General features: G+C 62.9%; 18 protein-coding genes. 7 read left to right on the top strand and 11 right to left on the bottom strand.

The annotated features are described in order from the left end of the window. Positions 1-1,011 carry an ArsJ-associated glyceraldehyde-3-phosphate dehydrogenase gene (locus ACCAA_RS06435; protein WP_186406397.1) on the bottom strand — a complete coding sequence of 337 codons (1,011 nt, stop codon included), beginning with the start codon at positions 1,009-1,011 and terminating at the stop codon, positions 1-3. Positions 1,012-1,284: 273 nt separating this feature from the next. Between ACCAA_RS06435 and ACCAA_RS06430 the strand changes: the two genes are divergently transcribed. From ACCAA_RS06430 to ACCAA_RS06410, 5 genes are all read left to right on the top strand, one after another. Beyond that, a complete protein-coding gene (locus ACCAA_RS06430; RefSeq protein WP_186406396.1) occupies positions 1,285-1,599 on the top strand; it encodes an ArsR/SmtB family transcription factor in 315 nt (104 codons plus the stop codon). Continuing rightward, positions 1,600-2,658: an ACR3 family arsenite efflux transporter gene (gene arsB / locus ACCAA_RS06425; RefSeq protein WP_186406395.1), complete on the top strand. Its 1,059-nt coding sequence runs from the start codon at positions 1,600-1,602 to the stop codon at positions 2,656-2,658. 156 nt (positions 2,659-2,814) lie between these two features. Beyond that, positions 2,815-3,129 carry a hypothetical protein gene (locus tag ACCAA_RS06420; RefSeq protein ID WP_186406394.1) on the top strand — a complete coding sequence of 105 codons (315 nt, stop codon included), beginning with the start codon at positions 2,815-2,817 and terminating at the stop codon, positions 3,127-3,129. A gap of 15 nt (positions 3,130-3,144) precedes the next feature. Then, the gene (locus ACCAA_RS06415) at positions 3,145-4,398 is read left to right on the top strand and encodes a ferric reductase-like transmembrane domain-containing protein (protein WP_186406393.1); all 1,254 of its coding nucleotides are present in this window, start codon (positions 3,145-3,147) and stop codon (positions 4,396-4,398) included. After that, positions 4,398-4,760 (top strand): cytochrome b5 domain-containing protein, encoded by a 363-nt coding sequence (locus ACCAA_RS06410; protein ID WP_186406392.1) that lies wholly within the window; start codon positions 4,398-4,400, stop codon positions 4,758-4,760. The genes ACCAA_RS06415 and ACCAA_RS06410 overlap by 1 nt, the downstream gene beginning before the upstream one ends. 121 nt (positions 4,761-4,881) lie before the next feature. Here the strand turns inward: ACCAA_RS06410 and ACCAA_RS06405 are convergent, their stop codons facing one another. The 3 genes from ACCAA_RS06405 to ACCAA_RS06395 form a co-directional block, all read right to left on the bottom strand. Beyond that, positions 4,882-6,558 carry a 3-(methylthio)propionyl-CoA ligase gene (locus ACCAA_RS06405; protein WP_186406391.1) on the bottom strand — a complete coding sequence of 559 codons (1,677 nt, stop codon included), beginning with the start codon at positions 6,556-6,558 and terminating at the stop codon, positions 4,882-4,884. A gap of 31 nt (positions 6,559-6,589) precedes the next feature. Further along, a complete protein-coding gene (locus ACCAA_RS06400) occupies positions 6,590-7,453 on the bottom strand; it encodes an alpha/beta hydrolase (protein WP_186406390.1) in 864 nt (287 codons plus the stop codon). 76 nt (positions 7,454-7,529) lie between these two features. Then, positions 7,530-7,820 (bottom strand): putative quinol monooxygenase, encoded by a 291-nt coding sequence (locus tag ACCAA_RS06395; protein ID WP_186406389.1) that lies wholly within the window; start codon positions 7,818-7,820, stop codon positions 7,530-7,532. A gap of 275 nt (positions 7,821-8,095) precedes the next feature. On the opposite strand from ACCAA_RS06395, the gene ACCAA_RS06390 reads away from it, so the two are divergent. Continuing rightward, the gene (locus tag ACCAA_RS06390; RefSeq protein WP_186406388.1) at positions 8,096-8,368 is read left to right on the top strand and encodes a type II toxin-antitoxin system Phd/YefM family antitoxin; all 273 of its coding nucleotides are present in this window, start codon (positions 8,096-8,098) and stop codon (positions 8,366-8,368) included. Between the two features lie 6 nt (positions 8,369-8,374). Then, positions 8,375-8,806: a putative toxin-antitoxin system toxin component, PIN family gene (locus tag ACCAA_RS06385; RefSeq protein WP_186406387.1), complete on the top strand. Its 432-nt coding sequence runs from the start codon at positions 8,375-8,377 to the stop codon at positions 8,804-8,806. A gap of 327 nt (positions 8,807-9,133) precedes the next feature. Here the strand turns inward: ACCAA_RS06385 and ACCAA_RS06380 are convergent, their stop codons facing one another. From ACCAA_RS06380 to ACCAA_RS06350, 7 genes are all read right to left on the bottom strand, one after another. Next, on the bottom strand, positions 9,134-10,816 hold the full coding sequence (locus ACCAA_RS06380; protein ID WP_186406386.1) for a bifunctional protein-serine/threonine kinase/phosphatase: 1,683 nt from the start codon (positions 10,814-10,816) through the stop codon (positions 9,134-9,136). An 88-nt stretch (positions 10,817-10,904) separates the two neighbouring features. Continuing rightward, complete coding sequence (locus ACCAA_RS06375; protein ID WP_186406385.1) at positions 10,905-12,116, bottom strand: nitrate/nitrite transporter; 1,212 nt, start codon at positions 12,114-12,116, stop codon at positions 10,905-10,907. A gap of 21 nt (positions 12,117-12,137) precedes the next feature. Beyond that, positions 12,138-12,446 carry a nitrite reductase small subunit NirD gene (gene nirD, locus ACCAA_RS06370; RefSeq protein WP_186406384.1) on the bottom strand — a complete coding sequence of 103 codons (309 nt, stop codon included), beginning with the start codon at positions 12,444-12,446 and terminating at the stop codon, positions 12,138-12,140. A 17-nt stretch (positions 12,447-12,463) separates the two neighbouring features. Next, complete coding sequence (gene nirB, locus ACCAA_RS06365; RefSeq protein ID WP_186406383.1) at positions 12,464-14,893, bottom strand: nitrite reductase large subunit NirB; 2,430 nt, start codon at positions 14,891-14,893, stop codon at positions 12,464-12,466. Positions 14,894-15,247: 354 nt separating this feature from the next. Further along, positions 15,248-15,718: a V-type ATP synthase subunit K gene (locus ACCAA_RS06360; protein ID WP_186406419.1), complete on the bottom strand. Its 471-nt coding sequence runs from the start codon at positions 15,716-15,718 to the stop codon at positions 15,248-15,250. A gap of 83 nt (positions 15,719-15,801) precedes the next feature. Beyond that, entirely contained in the window at positions 15,802-17,550 is a 1,749-nt protein-coding gene (locus ACCAA_RS06355; protein ID WP_186406382.1) for a V-type ATP synthase subunit I, read from the bottom strand. A gap of 57 nt (positions 17,551-17,607) precedes the next feature. Beyond that, positions 17,608-18,213 (bottom strand): V-type ATP synthase subunit D, encoded by a 606-nt coding sequence (locus ACCAA_RS06350; protein ID WP_186406381.1) that lies wholly within the window; start codon positions 18,211-18,213, stop codon positions 17,608-17,610. Positions 18,214-18,223: the final 10 nt, after the last annotated feature.

Below are 18,223 nucleotides of genomic sequence, written 5' to 3'. Positions count from 1 at the left end.
CTAGAGCGACGCGGCCAGCTTTTGCGCCAGCTCGACGTAACGATTGGCGTAACCCCACTCGTTGTCGTACCAGGCGTAGATCTTGACCATGGTGCCGTTGATGACCAGCGTATGCGCAGCGTCGACGATAGCCGAGCGTGGGTCGCCGGCGTAGTCCATCGACACCAGCGGCCGTTCCTCGAAGCCCAGGATTCCTTTCAGCGATCCTTCGGCAGCCGCCTTGAGCAGACCATTGACTTCCTCGACCGTCGTCGGCCTTTGCATTTCGAAGACGCAGTCGGTGAGCGAAGCGTTGAGCAGCGGCACACGCACCGCGTGGCCATCGAGTTTGCCCTTCAGCTCGGGGAAAATCAGCGCGATCGCCGTCGCCGAGCCGGTCGTCGTCGGCACCAGCGACAGGCTCGACGCCCGCGCGCGGCGCAGATCCTTGTGCATCTGATCGTGGACGCTCTGCGTGTTGGTCGAGCTGTGGATGGTGGTGATCATGCCGTGCGAAATACCGATCGCCTCATGGACGACCTTGACCACCGGCGCCAGGCAGTTGGTGGTGCATGACGCAGCGGTGACGATGTGGTCACGGGCCGGGTCGTAGAGTTGGTCATTGACGCCCATGACGATGTTCAGCGTATCGCCGCCCTTGACCGGCGCGGCGACGATCACCTTCTTCACGCCCGCCGCCAGATAGGGTGACAGTTCCTCGACCGTGCGCCACTTGCCGCTGGCTTCGAGAACGATGTCGACTCCCGCCTCGCGCCACGGGCCGCCGGCGACATCGCGGGCAGAGCTGTAGGTGATCGACTTGCCGTCCACCACCATCCGCCCGTCGCTGACCCCAACCTCATGCGGCCAGCGGCGATGGACCGAGTCGAACTCGAGCAGGTGAGCGGCAGAGTCGACCGGCCCGTTCGCCTCATTGATATGCACGAACTCCAGCTCCGGGTAGTCCCACGCCGCGCGCAGCGCCAGCCTGCCGATACGACCGAAACCGTTGATGCCAACCTTGACCGTCATTTCTCGTTCCTCCGAATGGTGGGTGGTGCTCGCCTGGACGTCCAAGCCCGGCGAGCCGTTGAGTCGAACGCCACTTGAACGCCACAAGCGACGCCGCTTTGCGAAACATTTTTATATTGCTAGAATATTGGAAACATGTAAACCCCACTTCGCGGGCTTGGCCAGGATGACCAGCCAACAGACGCGGATCTCCGACCCGACAGGGGCAATCGAATGCCGAAGCTGACGCAAAGCGCTTTACGACCTGGGCAATACTTCGGTATTGTTGGAAACATGACCAATACCGATGCCGTCACCGCGCTCGCCGCGCTGGCGCAAGACAGCCGCCTCGCCATCTTCCGCCTGCTGGTACAGAACGCCCCCGCAGGGCTGACCGTCGGGGTGATTGCCGAGCAGCTCGAGTTGCCCGCTCCGACGCTGTCCTTTCACCTGAAGACACTGACTCACGCCGGTCTGGTCAGTACGGTACAGGAAGGCCGTTTCGTTCGCTGTCATGCCGAGATGGGCAGAATAGACGGCCTGATCGGTTTCCTGACCGACAACTGCTGTGGCGGGCACCCCGAGATTTGCCAGCCGCGCGTGCAGTAGATGAGCGCTGTCACGACGAAACTGTCTTTCCTCGACCGGTATCTGACAGTCTGGATTTTTGCCGCCATGGCGCTCGGCGTCGGCCTCGGTTTCTTCGTTCCTGGCGTTGAGCACCTGATCAATTCCTTCCAGGTCGGAACGACCAACATTCCGATCGCGCTGGGCCTGATCCTGATGATGTACCCTCCCTTTGCCAAGGTGCGCTATGAGGAATTGCCCGATGTTTTCGTCGACAAGAAAGTCCTTGGCCTGTCGCTGATTCAGAACTGGGTCGTCGGGCCGATGCTGATGTTCGCGCTGGCGATCATCTTCCTGCCGGACAAGCCCGAGTACATGGTTGGCCTGATCATGATCGGACTCGCCCGCTGCATCGCCATGGTGATCGTCTGGAACGAGATTGCCAAGGGCTCGACCGAGTACGCAGCCGGCCTCGTCGCCTTCAACTCGATCTTTCAGGTGCTGTTCTACAGTGTCTATGCTTGGCTCTTCGTGACCGTACTGCCGCCGCTGTTCGGTCTCTCGGGTTCGGTGGTCGATGTCTCGATCGGTCAGATTGCCGAGAGCGTCTTCATCTACCTGGGAATTCCCTGCGTCGCCGGGGTATTGACGCGGGTGGTCATGCTGCGCTTTGTCTCCAGGCAGTGGTATCACGAGCGCTTCGTACCGAAGATCGGCCCGATCACCCTCGTCGCCCTGCTGTTCACCATCGTCGTCATGTTCAGCCTCAAGGGCAAGCTGATCGTCAGCATCCCGCTGGACGTGGTGCGCATTGCCATTCCGTTGCTCATCTACTTCGTGCTCATGTTCCTGATTTCTTTCTATATGGGCAAGAAGGTCGGGGCCGGCTACGGGAAATGCGCCACCCTGTCGTTCACTGCGGCGAGCAACAACTTCGAGCTGGCGATTGCCGTTGCCGTCGCCGTCTATGGCATCAACTCCGGCGCCGCCTTCGCCGCCGTCATCGGTCCGCTGGTCGAGGTACCCGTAATGATCGGCCTGGTGAGCGTTTCGCTGTTCTTCCGGAAGCGCTACTTCGCCGCGGAAAGCACGGCAGTGTGAGCCTTGTGCTATCCTGGACCGGCTGGTTGCCGCCCAGAAATGAATGAGCCCGCTGTGCGGGCAATGAAACTGGGTCAATACTTTTCGGCGAGACCTCGCTGTGCACTGGCAGGCCATGGATAAGGACAAGCGCCAATCGGCGCAGAGGGAGCTGCGATGGAGCCCCGCAAGACTAGGCTATTGATCGCGCTGCTGCTCTCGTTGGCCGCAAACGCGCAGGCGCGCGGCCCCGTGCGGGCCAGCGAGGCGAATACTCGCGGCTGGCAGCTCATGACGCCGGAGGAGCGGATCGAACATCAATCGAGAATTCGTGGCTTCAAGACGTACGAGGAGTGCCGCAGCTACCAGATCAGCCATCACCAGATCATGGAAGAACGCGCCAGGGCGCGTAGCATGCCGTTGCCGCAGGGAGGACGTGACCTCTGCGAGCACCTGCAGCCGGCAAGCGACTCTCGCCAACCTTCCGGTTGATTCCTTCACGCTCCCATGCCCAATCTTCGCTGGCTATCGATTCCGCTACTGGTCCTGGCTTCTGCGGCAGGTCCGGTCTACTGGGCCTTTCCGGCCGGCCTGTCGCCGGCACGCAGTCTGGGCATCGTCCTGGGCTGGGCAGGCTGCGGCCTGTTGCTCGCCAGCCTGCTGCTGATGCTGCGGGAAACGTGGCTGTCCCGCTGGCTGGGGGGACTGGAGCGGATGTACCAATGGCATCACCGCGTCGGGATGGCCGCCTACGTCCTGTTGCTGGCGCACCCGCTGGCGCTGGCTGCCGATCCCTGGCCCGCTTCTCCACTTCTGGCCTGGCAGACGCTTTCACCTTTCAGCCAGGGTTGGCCGGTCAGACTAGGCTGGCTCTCGCTGCTGCTGTTGATGCTCGGACTGGCGGCCACTTTCGCGACGCGCATTCCCTATCGGATCTGGCGTTGGCTGCATGTCTCGTTGGGGTTCGGCGTGCTGGTCGGTCTGTGGCATCTGCTGCAACTCGGTATCGACGAGCCGGTACTGCCAATCCTGGCGCTGGCCGCTCTGTTCCTCGGCTGGCGCCTCCTCCGGGTGGATCGGGGATTGGCCGCCCGGCCGTACATCGTGCAATCGGCTGCTCCGGTTGCTGAAGGCATGGTCGAGATCTCTCTCAGGCCGCTGGCAGAGCCCATTGCCGCGACGGCAGGACAGTTCGTCCTCGTCGCCTTCTTCGCCGGGCCGAGTTTCCGGGGTTGCGGCGAATTTCACCCATTCACGGTCAGTTCGATCGGTGCCGACCTTGAGATACGCGTCGGCGTCAAGGCCCTCGGCGATTGCAGCCGGCGCATCCAGGGCATCGAGCCTGGCGTCCTGGCGCGGGTGCATGGCGCCTTCGGCACCTTCCTGGCCGAACGGCCCGCGGAGCCCCAGTTGTGGCTGGCCGGCGGCATTGGTATCACGCCGTTCCTGGCGCTGCTGCGGGCGGGTCCAGTCAGCCAACTGACTACTCTCGTTTACCTCTATCGCACCGAGGCTGACGCCGCATTTCTGCGAGAATTGCGCGCGCTGGCCGACAGCGACCCACAATTGTCGCTGCAGGCTCTGGCCACTGGCAATGAGCCGCCGGAGGTCAATGATCTCCTTCCCGATGCCCTCAAGCTGGCCGGGATAGAGTGTTACCTGTGCGGTCCGCCGGGAATGGTTGCCGCCGTCAGAAAGTCACTGCGCGAGCGAGGCATCAGGCTCCGCCAGATTCATTTTGAAAACTTCGGATTCAGATAATGCGCCGACTCTACGTATCCACCACGCTCGTTTTCTGGCTGCTGGTGTTAGCCTTCTGGGCTGGCAGCTTCTGGTTGCCGCCTGCTGAACAAAGCGTCGCCACAGCGGCCGACAAAGTGATCTCAAGGACAGAACTGGCCAGACACGCGCTGCCGGACAACTGCTGGATGGCGATTCGCGGCGCGGTCTATGATGTCAGCGCGTATCTGCCGGCGCATCCGTCGCGACCCGATCTGGTTCTGCCCTGGTGCGGCAAGGAAGCGACCGATGCCTATGACACCAAGACCAAGGGCAGACCGCATTCCGCCTATGCTGACGAGTTGCTGGCCAAATACCGGATCGGGGCACTGGCTACCAACTGACGGCCACGTTCCCGGTTCAACCTTCACCCATCGAAACGGCAAGGCCATCGTCGCCGCGTATATCGAGCGGGATATCGGCCCTTGGCCCACGCATCCCGGTGACCACCCTGCGCCGTTCCGCTTACGCCGTCGGCAGGCGATAGTCCTCGAACATCTCGCGCAGCTTCATCTTCTGCAGCTTGCCGGTCGCCGTGTGCGGCAGTTGGTCGACGAAAGCGACATCGTCGGGAAGCCACCAGTTGGCCACGCGGCCCTGCAGGAACTGCAGCATCGACTCGCGAGTCAGTTCCTGACCGCGCTTTCTGACGACGATCAGCAACGGCCTCTCCTGCCATTTGGCATGCGCGACGCCGATCACCGCGGCTTCGGCCACGGCTGGGTGGCCAATCGCAGCGTTCTCGAGGGCGATCGACGAAATCCACTCGCCGCCTGACTTGATCACGTCTTTCGAGCGATCGGTGATCTGCATGTAGCCGTCGGCATCGATGGTGGCCACGTCGCCGGTGTCGAAGAAGCCATCGCCATCGATGGTGCCGCCGCTTTCGTCGCGGTAATAGCCGCTGGTGATCCACGGTCCGCGCACCAGCAGGTGGCCGGCAGACCGACCGTCCTGCGCCAGGCGGGCGCCGTCGTCGTCGACGATCTTCATGTCTACGCCATAGACGGCGCGGCCTTGCTTCTCCTGAACCGCGAGGCGCTTTTCCAGCGTATCGCCCTGGTGCTTGGGCAGCAGATTGCAGACCGTGCCGAGTGGCGACATCTCGGTCATTCCCCAGGCGTGGACGACGAAAGCACCGAAGGAGGTCGCGAAACGTTCGCTCATTGCGCGTGGCGCCGAAGCACCGCCGATGACCACGCGACGCAGGCACAGTTCGTCGCGCGGAGTCAGTCCAACCGTGTCGACGTACTGCAGGAGCATCAGCCAGACGGTCGGTACACCCAGGGCCAGCGTCACCTTCTCGTCGCGCATCAATTCATACACGCTCTTGCCGTCAAGAGCCGGGCCGGGCATGACCAGCCGGGCGCCGGACATGGCGCCGGCGTAAGGCATTCCCCAGGCGTTGACGTGGAACATCGGTACGACCAACAGAGCCGTCTCGCTGGACCCCAGGGCCAGGCCATCGACCGAGCAGGCGGCCCACGAGTGAAGCACCGAGGAACGATGCGAATAAAGAACGCCCTTCGGGTTGCCGGTCGTTCCCGACGTGTAACAAAGCGACGAGGCCGTCGTCTCGGCGAACTGCGGCCATTCATAATGCTCACCATCTTCGCCATCTCCCCCATCTCCCCCCTCGCTGCCCTGCGCGCCGATGAGATCCTCGTAACACAGCAGTCCCGGAAGGCTGCACTCCGGCAGGTGTTCGCGGTCGGTCATGACGACGAAGCCGCGCACCGTTGGCATGCTGCCGGCCAGCTTTTCGAGCAGCGGCACGAAGCCGAGGTCAAAGAACAGGTATTGATCTTCGGCATGGTTCGCGATGTACTCGATCTGCTCCGGAAACAGACGCGGGTTGATCGTATGCAGCACCGCGCCCATGCCTGAGACGCCGTAGTACAGCTCCATGTGCCGGTAGCCATTCCAGGCCAGCGTGGCGATTCGATCTCCCGGCTGGACACCGAGCACGGTCAGCGCCCTGGCCACCTGTTTGGCGCGGCGCTGGATATCGGCATAGGTGCAGCGGTGAATCGGCCCCTCGCTCGTGCGCGAGACGATTTCGGCGTGCGGATGGCAGTTCGCCGCGTGTTCGATCAATGATGAGATCAACAGCGGTCGGTCCTGCATAAGTCCGGTCAGCATGCCAATTCCTCCTCCGGTGTCTGATTCATGGTTAGAGTGATTCCAGGGTTCGCAGCAGCTCGTCAGTGTAGGCCGAGAACTCATGGACGTCGGCGTGAGCCGCGCCGGGAATGCGCAGCAGCCGCGCCTGTGGCGCAACGCGCAACAGTTGCTCACTGTGCTGGATCGGGATCAGCGAATCGTCCTCGCCATGCACGAGAAGCAATGGGCTGTGCACATGGCCGGCATCGCTGCAGGTCTCCAGGCGGTAACGCAAGAGCCCCGTCGGCAGCCATGGATAGTGAGCCTGCATCAATTGCGCCACGTTGCAGTACGGCGAGACCAGGATGGTCAGGTCGGGCTGCACCTGCGCGGCCAGCCCGGCTGCCAGCGCCGTGCCAAGCGAACGTCCGTAGATCACCACGCGTTTGCCGACGTATTGCGGGGCCACTGTCCGCCAGGCAGCGAGGACGTCGGCGCGAAGCTGGGCTTCGCTCTCGATGTGACCGCCACTCTTGCCGTAGCCGCGATAGTCGAGCATGAACAGATCGTAGTTCGCGGCTCGGTAGGCGTCGGTGTGGGTGAACCAGGTGGACAGATTGCCGTTGTTGCCGTGCAGGAAAAATACCACGCCTTTCGGATTCGGCAGCTTCAAGTGCAGCGCCGAGAGCGTCTCGCCGCCGACCTCGATGCTCAGCTCGTGAACGTCGCGCGCATCGCGAGTGTCGCACAAGACAAAACGGTGCGCCGCTGGCAGCCGATCCGGTCGAAAGATGAGCACTTCCTGATACGCGTAGATCCACGCCAGTAGCGCCAGATAGGCGGCACCAGCGACGATCGCGGCAACGATTGCCGCGCGCTGCCACCCAGGCCTTCCGGCGGTGAGCGACCGGCAACCCTCAATCACCGTGTCCATACGCTCCTGGCCATCGGGTTCGTCTAACGCACCGGCGTGAGGTAAGGCAAAGCTGAGCACGGTCCGCTGCGAAGGCTCATCCGACGACCGGCGTGAAGCGATGAATCAATGGCGCCTGGGCCAGCAACTCGCTGGCCAGCGTGATCGCCGTGGCCACGTGCGGCGTCGCCAGGTGGGCGTCCGCGGCCGCCTGATCGGACCACTGCTCGACGGTCACGAACTCGAGCGGGTCGTCCTCGTTCTGAAACAATTCGTAGCTCACACAGCCGGCCTCCTGGCGGCTTGGGCCGAGCAGGTCCTGCAGAACCGCGCGTAGTTGCCGGTCACCGCCTGCGCGGGCCGTAATCCGGGCCATGATCCTGACCATCCTTTTCTCCTTCACTTTGTGGTGTCGAATGCGCCGCCACCTACGCGTCGCCTCTCAATGATACGTATTCCTGGAGGTTCTGGATGCAGTACCCAGCAGGGCGGGCACACGCGGCAGGACGGTCGGGGTCGTCATCATCCGTGTGACGATCGACCTACACGTCAGATTCCCCTCAAGCTCCTTCCCTCAGGCTCGTTCCTTGGACAAGGCTGGGTCTTGCCAATCTCGCCTGCCCCGGACATAATGACCATTATGTTCATATCAACCGTACTGCCATGATTAGTGAAACCAGCGCCGTTACGTTCCGTCAGAACCTAGGCGAGATGCTCAATCAGGTGCAGTACCGGCATGACAGCATCGTCATCAACAAGGATGGCAAGCCTGTCGCGGCACTGGTGGACGCACGCTTGTTTGAACGCATCAGGCGCATGCAGGCGCGCTTCGACGCGCTCTGCCAGCGTATTGAGACGGGGTTTGCCGATACGCCAGAAGCCGAAGGGCTTTCAGAAATTGCCGCCGCAGTCGCCGACTCGCGCGCCGGGCGTTGAGGCCGCGTGGCCACCCTGCGCGTGGTTCTGGACACGAATGTCCTGCTGTCGGGCATTGCCTATCCAGCGAGCGTGCCTGGGAAAATCATCGGCGCCTGGAGACACGGGGCGCTGGAAGTCGTGCTGTCCACCTTCATTCTTGAGGAACTCCGCCGCGTACTGCCCCGGCTGGCGCATCGACATGGGTTGAGCGAAGGCGAGATCGGCGACCTGGTGGACATCCTCTCGATCCAGGCTGAGGTCATTGATCCCGTAACGGCGCAAGACCCGGCCCTCACCGACGTCAACGACCAACCCGTTCTTGGCACGCTGATCGCGGCCCTGAATCAGTCTCATGCGGATGCGCTGATCACCGGTGACAAGGCCTTGCTGGCCTTGGGCGACCGCTACCCGATCCGCAGCCCCGCAGAATTCTGGGCAGCGCATGGCGGCTTGTAGGGGCATGAAATTCCGCTTGGCACCTTTCTTTTCTTATGCATGGCCAGACTGCAGATTCCCTCTCGCCAGATCCACTTTGGTCGACCGAACGGACTTCCATGACCCCAGCCCCGAAAACCATTCAAATATTCCTGTCTGGGGGTGACCCACGTGGCATTCGTATTGCGGAAATAACCACCCGCATAGGCGAGGAATGTGTCCATCGCGTCGCACGAATGAGAAAGCGCCGTAGGATGTGCTGACCGCAGGGAAGCCCGTAGCCCGTAGATGCGCTTTGTTCCTCAGCCGCATCTACGGGCTCAGCGGTATCCTGCGGGCGGCCACCCGTCACCGCGTCAGCAACATTGCCAACACCAGGTTGATCACCAGCGACACACCGGCAATGACCCGCCACGTCAGCAGCGGGTTGCGCATCGCCAGCGGTGTCACCGGCAGCCGGTTGAGCGGGCGGTTGGCGCCGCGTTCGAGGGCGAGCAGGAATTCTTCGGCGGTTTCGAAGCGCTGCGCGGGGTCCCTGGCGACGGCCTTGAGGACGACGTTTTCCAGCCAGCCGGGGATGTCCGGCCGGTAGCGCGTCGGTGGCACCGGATCGCCGAATTTGGGATGTTGAAAGGGCTCGATCTCGCCGTAAGGGTATTTTCTGGTCAGCAGATGGTAGAGCGTCGCTCCGGCGGCGTAGAGGTCGTGCTGCGGGCCGGCCTTGTCGCCGGCGAACAGCTCAGGCGCCATGTAGCTCGGCGTCCCTGGGCTGCCGGCGGTGGCTTCGTCTTCCGACAGGCTGAGCGCGACGCCAAGATCAAGAATGCGCAGACGGCCGTCGCGGCCGATGTGGATATTGGCCGGCTTGATGTCGCGGTGCGCGACGTCAAGCCGGTGTAGTGCGGAGAGCCCCTTCATCAGCCGGACGCCGTGCCCGACGGCGTCGGCGACGGTGAAATGGAGATCCGCGTCGAGCATCCGCTGCAGCGTCGCGCCCTCGTACCAGCTCTGCAGATAGTAGAGACAGCTCCGCCTTTCGGCCGGCACCAGTTGGGCAAAGAAGGGCGAGACAATGCGCCGCGCGCGCCATTCCTCCATGATCAGCGCGCGGATCTCTTCGGCGTCGTCGGCGAGTTCCGGGCGCAGGGTCTTGAGCACCAGTTGCTGGCCGGAAAGCGGGTCGGTGACGCGGTAGAGCAGAGTTGCCCGCGAGTCGTGCAGCACTTCGTCGATGTGTAGCCCGTCGAACTCTTGCCCCGGTTTGAAACGCGGCGGCAGTGGCAGGCGGGCGGTGCCCTCGAGCGAGTCGCGCAGGTTTTCCGGTGGCAAGGCGGTGACGCGCAGGACGACGGCGCTGGCGTTGTCCTGGCCATCGGAGGCCAGCGCCAGACTGGTCAGCGAGGCGGCGGCCTGTTGCGCGTCGGGGTGGGCGAGCAGCGCGGCGCGGATGCGGCCGCTGCCCAGGGGGCCCCAGACGCCGTCTGAACAGAGCAGGAAGCAATCACCTTGCTGCAGTTCGCCGTCAAAAAAATCGAGCTGGAAGTGACGGTCGAGACCGACGGCGCGCGAGAGAACGCTCCTGAGTTCCGGGTGGTCCCAGACGTGGTCGCTGGTCAGCCGGGTGCACACACCGTCACGCAGCAGGTAGAGGCGCGAATCGCCGACATGCGCACAGACGTAGCGGCGGCCGCGCAGCACGAGGACGGTCAGCGTCGTCGCCATACCGGCGAGGTCCGGCTGGCGGCCGGCTTCGGCCATCACCCAGCGGTTGAGCGGCACGACGACTTTTTCGAGCGCATGCGGCACGCTCCAGGTGTCGGGGGTTGCGTAGTAGTCGGAGAGCAGCCCGCGCACAGTGTACTCGGCGGCCTCGCGGCCGCCCTTGTGACCGCCGATGCCGTCGGCGACAGCGGCGATCAGCCCCTTGTTTTCGAGCTCCGCCCCCTGCGGGGTGACCATTCCGCAGAAGTCCTCGTTGCGTTCGCGGGGACCAGTGAGCGAGGAATGACCGACGTCGACTTCAAGTGGCATGCGGGCTTGGCTCCGGAAAGAGGAAGGGGCGGCAGGTCGCAATGTACCTTGCCGCCCCGCGGTTGCGCAAAGCGCGCAGTGAAAAGAATCAGATCTTGGCTGCGGTCAGGTGCGCCGCACCCCAGGTGGTGCGCCAGCGGGTCTTGACGCCGGAGAGCCCGGCCAGTGCCATCAGGGCGAGCGCGGCAAAGATCAGGAAGCCGATCTGATAGCTACCGGTGATTTGCTTGGCGTAACCGAGCGATGACGCCAGGTAGAAGCCACCGACGCCGCCGGCCATGCCGACCAGTCCGGTCATGACGCCGATCTCCTTGCGGAAGCGCTGCGGAACCAACTGGAAGACCGCACCGTTGCCCATGCCCAGCGCCAGCATCGCTCCGACGAAGGCGAGCAGGGCCATCCACGCGGACGGCAGGCCAATGCTGACAATCGCCAGGAAGATCGCCGCCAGGACGTACATCACCGACAGGCTCTTGATGCCGCCGATGCGATCGGCGACGTTGCCGCCGATCGGCCGCACCAGCGAACCGGCGAAAACACAGGCGGCGGTGAAGAAACCCGCCGTCTTGGCATCCAGCCCGTACTGGATGTTGAAGTAGATGGTCAGCGACGAGGCGAGGCCAACGAAACCGCCGAAGGTCACCGAGTAGAAGAACATGAACCACCACGCGTCGCTGTCCTTGAGCACCTTCAGGTATTCGGCCAGCGATTTCGCTGGCGGGCATTCAGGCGCGTCCTTGGCGGCGAACAGGTAGAAGACGAAGACCACGATCAGCGGGATCAGCGCCAGCCCGAAGACGTTGCTCCAGCCGTAGGCGATGGCCAGGCTCGGTGCGACCAGCGCGGCCAGCGCCGTACCGGAGTTGCCCGCACCGGCGATACCGAGCGCCGTTCCCTGATGCTCGGGCGGATACCAGCGAGAAGCGAGCGGCAGGGCGACGGCGAACGAAGCGCCGGCGACGCCGAGAAAGACGCCGAGGAGCAGCGTCTGTTCGTAGCTGTGGATGCCGAAGTACCAGGCGACGAACAGCGAGACGATGACGATCACCTGGCCGATGACGCCGGCGAGCTTCGGCTTCAGATGGTCGACCAGGACGCCCATGAAGAGGCGCAGGATGGCGCCGGCGAGCACCGGGGTGGCGACCATCATTCCCTTCTGAGCGTGCGTCAGGCCGAGATCCTTGGCGATCTGCACGCCCAGGGGTCCGAGCATCACCCAGACCATGAAGGCCAGGTCAAAGTAGAGAAAAGCGGCGATCAGTGTCGGCCGATGGCCGACCTTCCAGAATGACTTGTCCATTGTCGTATCCCTCCCGTTTAGTCAGATTTGTAGAAAAACCGTACCGCTTTCGATGCGCACGGGATAGCGGCGCGAGCAGCCCTGGTCGGGCGCCACGGCTTCACCCGAATCGAGGCGCAGCTTCCAGCCGTGCAGCGGGCAGGTCACCTGGTTGCCATGCACCAAGCCCTGCGACAGCGGTCCGCCTTTGTGCGGGCACTGGTCGCGCAGGGCAAAAACCTCGTTGGTGGAGGTGCGGAAGACGGCAATGTCGCCACTCGTTGAGCGCACCACGCGAGAGCCCAGTCGCGGGATCTCTTCAAGCGTGCAGATCGATTTCCATTCAGCCATTTCGATTCTCCAGTCCTTCATAGCGAAAGCATTTCATACTCGTTCTTCTCGACGCCGGCGATGCGCTCGGCCCAGGGGTCCTTGGCGTCCTTCAGCTCGGCCAGCAGGCGGCCGTAGAGCGCCTTGCGGTTCTCCTCGTCCTCGACTACCCGGTTTTTGGCGTGGTCGAGGCCGACACGTTCGAGGTAGTGGCAGGTCCGTTCGAGGTAGAAGCCTTCCTCGCGGTAGAGCTGCAGGAAAGCGCCTGCGTACTCCATCACCTCTTCGTCGCTCTTTACCTTGACGAAGAACTGCGCCACTTCGGTCTTGATGCCGCCGTTGCCGCCGACGTACAACTCGTAGCCCGAATCGACGCCGATCACGCCGACATCCTTGATGCCGGCTTCGGCGCAGTTACGCGGACAACCCGAGACGGCGAGCTTCACCTTGTGCGGCGAGTACATGTCGAAGAGCATCTTCTCGAGCTTGACGCCCATGCTCATCGCCAACTGCGTGCCAAAGCGGCAGTGCTCGGAGCCGACACACGTTTTTACCGTGCGGATCGACTTGCCGTAGGCGTGGCCCGAGGGCATGTCGAGATCCCGCCAGACACTGATCAGGTCTTCCTTCCTGATCCCGAGCAGGTCGATGCGTTGGCCGCCGGTGACCTTGATCGTCGGCACCTGGTACTTGTCGGCGACGTCGGCGATGCGGCGCAGTTCAGCGGCGGTCGTCAGTCCGCCCCACATCCGAGGTACGACTGAGTAAGTACCGTCTTTCTGGATGTTGGCGTGCGCGCGTTCGTTGATCAGGCGCGAACGCGGGTCGTCCTTCGCTTCCTGTGGCCAGGTCGAGATCAGGTAATAATTGAGTGCCGGGCGGCACTTGTCGCAGCCATCCGGCGTCTGCCATTCGAGGAAGCGCATTATTTCGTCGATGGTGGTCAGATGCTGCGCGCGGATCGCGTCGCGCACTTCCTGATGCGAGTAATCGCTGCAGCCGCAGACCGGCTTCTTGTTCGACGCCGCCGGCGTGTAAGCGCCGCCGATGGTCGCCGAGAGGATCTGCTCGCAGAGGCCGGAACAGGAACCACAGGACGACGACGCCTTGGTATGCTTCCTGATGTCGTCGAGACTGAACAGGCCCTTTTCCTTGATCGCCTTGACGATCGTCCCTTTGCTGACGCCGTTGCAACCGCACACCTCGGCGCTGTCGGCCATAGACGCCGCCTTGCTGTGGCCCTGGTGGCCGACGTCGCCGACGTGCGACTGGCCGAACAGCAGGTGATCGCGAATCTCGTGGATGTCCTGGCCGTCGCGCAGCAACTGGAAGTACCACGGACCGTCGGCCGTATCGCCATAGAGGACACCGCCGACGAGCTTGTTGTCCTTGATCACCAGCTTCTTGTACACCCCGCCGGCGGCATCGTTGAGGACGATCTCCTCAGTGTCCTTGCCGCCAAAGAAGTCGCCGGCCGAGAATAGGTCGATGCCGGTCACCTTGAGCTTGGTCGAGGTGACCGACCCGGTATAGCGGCCGATACCGTAGTTGGCCAGATGGTTGGCCGCAACCTTGCCCTGTTCGAACAGCGGCGCGACGAGTCCGTAGGCGATGCCGCGGTGCGCGACGCACTCGCCGACGGCATAGACCTTCGGGTCGTAAGTCTGCAGCGTGTCGTTGACCACGATGCCACGGTTGCAGTAGATGCCTGCCGACTCAGCCAGCGTCGTGTTCGGGCGGATGCCGACGGCCATGACCACCAGATCAGCCGCGATCTGCGCGCCGTCCTTGAGGCGTAGCGCGGCGACGCGGCCGCTCTCGCCAGCGATCAGCATTTCGGTCTGCCGGCCGAGCAGGAATTTCAGGCCACGGTCTTCGAGTGACTTCTGCAGCATGCGGCCGGCCGTCTGGTCGAGCTGACGTTCGAGCAGCCAGTCGGCGAGATGGATCACCGTCACGTCCATGCCGCGCAGTTTCAGTCCGTTGGCCGCCTCGAGACCGAGCAGACCGCCACCGATGACTACCGCGTGCCGGTAGCGGCGAGCGGCGTCGATCATGCTGTCGGTGTCATTGATGTCGCGGTAGGAGATGACGCCCGGCAGGTCGTTGCCGGGAATGGGTAGCATGAAGGGGTTGGAGCCCGTCGCCAGCAGCAGGCGGTCGTAGGGAGCCTCGGTGCCGTCTTCGGCGATTACCCGGCGCTGGACGCGATCGATCTTGCTCACCGTCTTGCCCAGGTGAAGCGTGATGCCGTGCTCTGCGTACCAACTGTGATCGTTGAGGATGATGTCCTGGATCGTCATCTCGCCGGCGAGTACCGGCGAAAGCAGGATGCGGTTGTAGTTCGGGTGCGGCTCGGCACCAAAGACGGTGATCTCGTAGTGATCGGGGGCGAGCTTCAACAACTCCTCGAGTGTCCGCACCCCGGCCATGCCGTTGCCCACCATGACCAGCTTCTTCTTGCTCATCGTTGTGACTCCCGTTGATGCGTTTTGATGAACAAGCTAAAGCAAGTGCCGTGCCAGAATAAATCTGGCTGATTTATGGGACATTTTACGGCCCGCATGACGGCGCCGATGGTGCGGCGCACAATATTGGGGCAAGATGCGGCATCGTGGTGCGTAAGCCGGACCCATGGCGGGGCGTCACTGGCTTTTGGGCCTGAACAACCATGCCGGCGAACAAGTCAGCAGTATGAAGCTCTCGGCGCTGCTCTCGGATCTGTCGTTGTCGACTTACATTATCTGGATCGTCTGCTGGCGCGCGCCACAGACACGCGGCAGCAGATTTCCGACCGTCGTGGCCGAGGGCACTCGGCCTGCTTATGCCCCACCGGCGAGCCGGAATGCTGGCGGGATGAAGACCAGAACCAGGATGGCCAGGGTTTCGATGATCCCCAGAGTCATCAGGTAGTTGCCAAAACCCTTGCCGGTTTCGGCCATTGCGTCCGATGCTGCGGCGCCGATGACTCCCTGGTACCAGGCTGATACTCCCATTCCCAGGCCGCCGAAAATTCCGGCGCCGAGCATGCCCCCCCAGTTGATCGCCTGATGCGCGGCCAGCGAAGCATCCAGCGCGGTGTTGATCCAGCCCAGGAGAATCATGCCGTAGATCGTTTGCGACATGGGCGCGCCGATAAAGGCGAACAGTACAAAAGGCGCCGCCTTGTCCTGGGCGTAGCATTTCTTCCAGGCGCCCACGGCGGCCGGACCGGCTGCGCCGATGCCAAGGGAAGAACCTGCAGCAGCAAGTCCCACCGCTGCTGCGGCCCCGAAACGTCCCAGGCTGACCATCACATCTATATCCAACTCTTTCTCCTCTCGTTGCGTGTTTTGGGGTAATCGTATTCTCGAATCGGGATACCTAGGGGCTTCGCTCAGGCCACCGGCCGCGACTTGCGCTGCCATGGCTGGTAGGGGATGCCGCTCCACTGGAGCCCGAGATGGCTGGCGAATTCAAGCGTATTCAAGCGGATACCGTGGACCATCACACCCATCAGAGCGAGCACGATGTTCACCGTGTGCGCCACGAAGAGCAGCAGGGCTGCGAGCAAGCCACTCAGCCAACCATCGAACAGCGGTACTAACATGATGTTGAAGGTCGAGGCGATGGCGAAGCTGGCGGTGCCGACGGCATACAGGCGGATGTAGGAAATGACGTCCACGAAACTTCCGACCAGGTTCAGCGGCAGCATCACGTGGTTGAACCATTCGTCCTTGAGGCTCTTGCGCGGGGTCATGAACAGCACGATGAGCACGATGCCTGCGCCGAACACCCAAGTCATGATCGACGGGAATGGCAGGTTGAGGACGACCGAACGGGCGCTGAAGAACATGAACCAGACGACACACAGCCAGCCGACCTGGGCCAGTGCCTGGGGCGTGCGGATGAGCTTCGCGATGCTCCAGACGTGCGCGATCGACAGGTGGATGGCAGCGATCCAGAAGCAGAGGTCCTTGATGTGCTCTTCGTCGCCCAGCCAGGGCATCTTCAACACGGCGAGTGGTGCGGGCAAATCGGGGATGCCGAAATAGGTGCCGGTCAGGACGCCCCACACCATCGTCGCGATGCTGGTGATCTTGAGCAAGGTGAACACATGCGCCGGTATTTCCCGGAATTTGCGCTGAGCCCATAGGGTCGCGGCGAGGAAGATCGCACCGTAGCCCGCGTCGCCGACCAGCATCGCGAAGAAAAGGCTGAAGAAAAGCAGGAACCACAGGCTGACATCGATTTCCCGATAGCCGGGCAGGATGCCGATCAGGTCGAAGACTGCCTCGATGGGCTTGAGCCACGCCGGATTGCGGATCAGCGTTGGCACCACGTCATCGTCTGCCGGTTCGTCGATGACCAGTCCCCAACCGTTCGCTGGCGCGGCCTGGCGAAGGCGGTCGACGTCGGTCGTCGGACAAAAGCCCTGGAGGTAAGCGATACGCGCCGTTGCGCTGCTCATGCCGACGCGGACCGCGGCCATCTGCAAGGCGTCTTCGGCCTCGCCTCGCAGTTGCGCTAGCGCGGGATAATCGCCGCCGAACTGCGCGACCTGAACGGTGATGCTGGCTTGTGCGGCCTCCAGTTCGGTGATGCGGCGTTCGATATCTGCCAGCGATGTGGCCGGCGAGTGGATCTCCTGGGCGGCGATCTCAGGCTTTTCGTCGCGGGTGACGACGGCGAAGAACACCGCTGCCCTGGTGCGTAGCGTCTCCAGATACAGCGCCTCATCAGGTAGCGCCGGGAAACTCCGGGGCGATGCCTGGAACAGGCGAATGAACACGCCCCGCTCGGCGAGGGCCGCAACAGACTGTGGGGAGAAGGAGCCGAAGGGCTGGATGCGCTTCAGTTCCTGGCGCAGGCGTGCCAGATCTTCGTGGTTTTCACGGCGCTGCTGAATGAGTCGCGACAACTGGTCGACGATTTCGCTGGGCGACAGCCCGGAACGGGGCTGCTGGGGTAGCCTGGGCACGATGTCACTGGCGCGCCGGACGTAGTCGAGATGGCGGCGTGCGGCTTCGATGTCCTCGTGCTCGGCCTGCCGGTCAAAGGTCAGGTGCAGGACGCTGAGTTTCCGTAGCGACTGCAAAGCGGAATCCCGGCCCGTGTCCAGACACAGGACAGTCACTTTTTGCATCGGCGTGATCATGGGCTGTTGGTCATTCCAGTATGTGGTATCTACGTTCCGTACGTTCTAGGTGGCGGATTCCTGCTCGCGGGCCTTGGCCTTGGCCATCTTGGAGCGCGCCACGCCAGCAGTCATCTGGTCGCCGAGGAAGATCCGGATCACCCGGATGTGCTCTCTCGCTTCCGGTATCTTCACCTTTTCGAAGAGGTTCACGCGCTGGCTGGTGGTACGCAACTCAGCGGCAAGTTGCCGCATCTGCTCCTCGAGCACCTGCAGCTCCAAGCGACGGCCGATTCGTCGCTCCAGCATCTCGACCCCATCGTCCAGCCACGCTGGCGTGGCGAACAGATCGGGAAGTTGATGCTCGAAATCGACCCCATCGAGCAGGGGGATTGCCACGCCGGCGATGTTGCCGTGGCCAATGCGGATCTCGCGCACGGTCAACCAGTTTGCCCATTCCACAGGTTCAGCGAAGAGGCGCACCCACTTGGCAAGTTCGGCCTGATCGTGAGCCTCTGCAGTGCGCTTTGTCTCAAGCTGAAGTTCGAGTTGGCGAACTTCCAGTTGCAGTTGCTGTTTCTTCAACTGCAATGTGGGCAGATAGCGCTGGAAACGCTTGAGCGCTTCGCGCTGGGCCTTCAGCTCGTTCTTGGTGTGCTTGATGTTCGCCATTGGGGGTCGT

The organism is Candidatus Accumulibacter aalborgensis (genome assembly GCF_900089955.1).
Taxonomy (GTDB): domain Bacteria; phylum Pseudomonadota; class Gammaproteobacteria; order Burkholderiales; family Rhodocyclaceae; genus Accumulibacter; species Accumulibacter aalborgensis.
This window is presented reverse-complemented; position numbering and strand designations above follow the sequence as displayed.

Bases quoted from the DNA above. Each gene is read 5' to 3' on its own strand.
- ACCAA_RS06435 (WP_186406397.1), bottom strand. From the start codon at position 1,011: ATGACGGTCAAGGTTGGCATCAACGGTTTCGGTCGTATCGGCAGGCTG.
- ACCAA_RS06350 (WP_186406381.1), bottom strand. From the start codon at position 18,213: ATGGCGAACATCAAGCACACCAAGAACGAGCTGAAGGCCCAGCGCGAA.
- ACCAA_RS06395 (WP_186406389.1), bottom strand. From the start codon at position 7,820: ATGGTCAGGATCATGGCCCGGATTACGGCCCGCGCAGGCGGTGACCGG.
- nirD (WP_186406384.1), bottom strand. From the start codon at position 12,446: ATGGCTGAATGGAAATCGATCTGCACGCTTGAAGAGATCCCGCGACTG.
- arsB (WP_186406395.1), top strand. From the start codon at position 1,600: ATGAGCGCTGTCACGACGAAACTGTCTTTCCTCGACCGGTATCTGACA.
- ACCAA_RS06390 (WP_186406388.1), top strand. From the start codon at position 8,096: ATGATTAGTGAAACCAGCGCCGTTACGTTCCGTCAGAACCTAGGCGAG.
- ACCAA_RS06375 (WP_186406385.1), bottom strand. From the start codon at position 12,116: ATGGACAAGTCATTCTGGAAGGTCGGCCATCGGCCGACACTGATCGCC.
- ACCAA_RS06410 (WP_186406392.1), top strand. From the start codon at position 4,398: ATGCGCCGACTCTACGTATCCACCACGCTCGTTTTCTGGCTGCTGGTG.
- ACCAA_RS06405 (WP_186406391.1), bottom strand. From the start codon at position 6,558: ATGCTGACCGGACTTATGCAGGACCGACCGCTGTTGATCTCATCATTG.
- ACCAA_RS06420 (WP_186406394.1), top strand. From the start codon at position 2,815: ATGGAGCCCCGCAAGACTAGGCTATTGATCGCGCTGCTGCTCTCGTTG.
- nirB (WP_186406383.1), bottom strand. From the start codon at position 14,893: ATGAGCAAGAAGAAGCTGGTCATGGTGGGCAACGGCATGGCCGGGGTG.
- ACCAA_RS06360 (WP_186406419.1), bottom strand. From the start codon at position 15,718: ATGGTCAGCCTGGGACGTTTCGGGGCCGCAGCAGCGGTGGGACTTGCT.
- ACCAA_RS06415 (WP_186406393.1), top strand. From the start codon at position 3,145: ATGCCCAATCTTCGCTGGCTATCGATTCCGCTACTGGTCCTGGCTTCT.
- ACCAA_RS06430 (WP_186406396.1), top strand. From the start codon at position 1,285: ATGACCAATACCGATGCCGTCACCGCGCTCGCCGCGCTGGCGCAAGAC.
- ACCAA_RS06400 (WP_186406390.1), bottom strand. From the start codon at position 7,453: ATGGACACGGTGATTGAGGGTTGCCGGTCGCTCACCGCCGGAAGGCCT.
- ACCAA_RS06380 (WP_186406386.1), bottom strand. From the start codon at position 10,816: ATGCCACTTGAAGTCGACGTCGGTCATTCCTCGCTCACTGGTCCCCGC.
- ACCAA_RS06355 (WP_186406382.1), bottom strand. From the start codon at position 17,550: ATGCAAAAAGTGACTGTCCTGTGTCTGGACACGGGCCGGGATTCCGCT.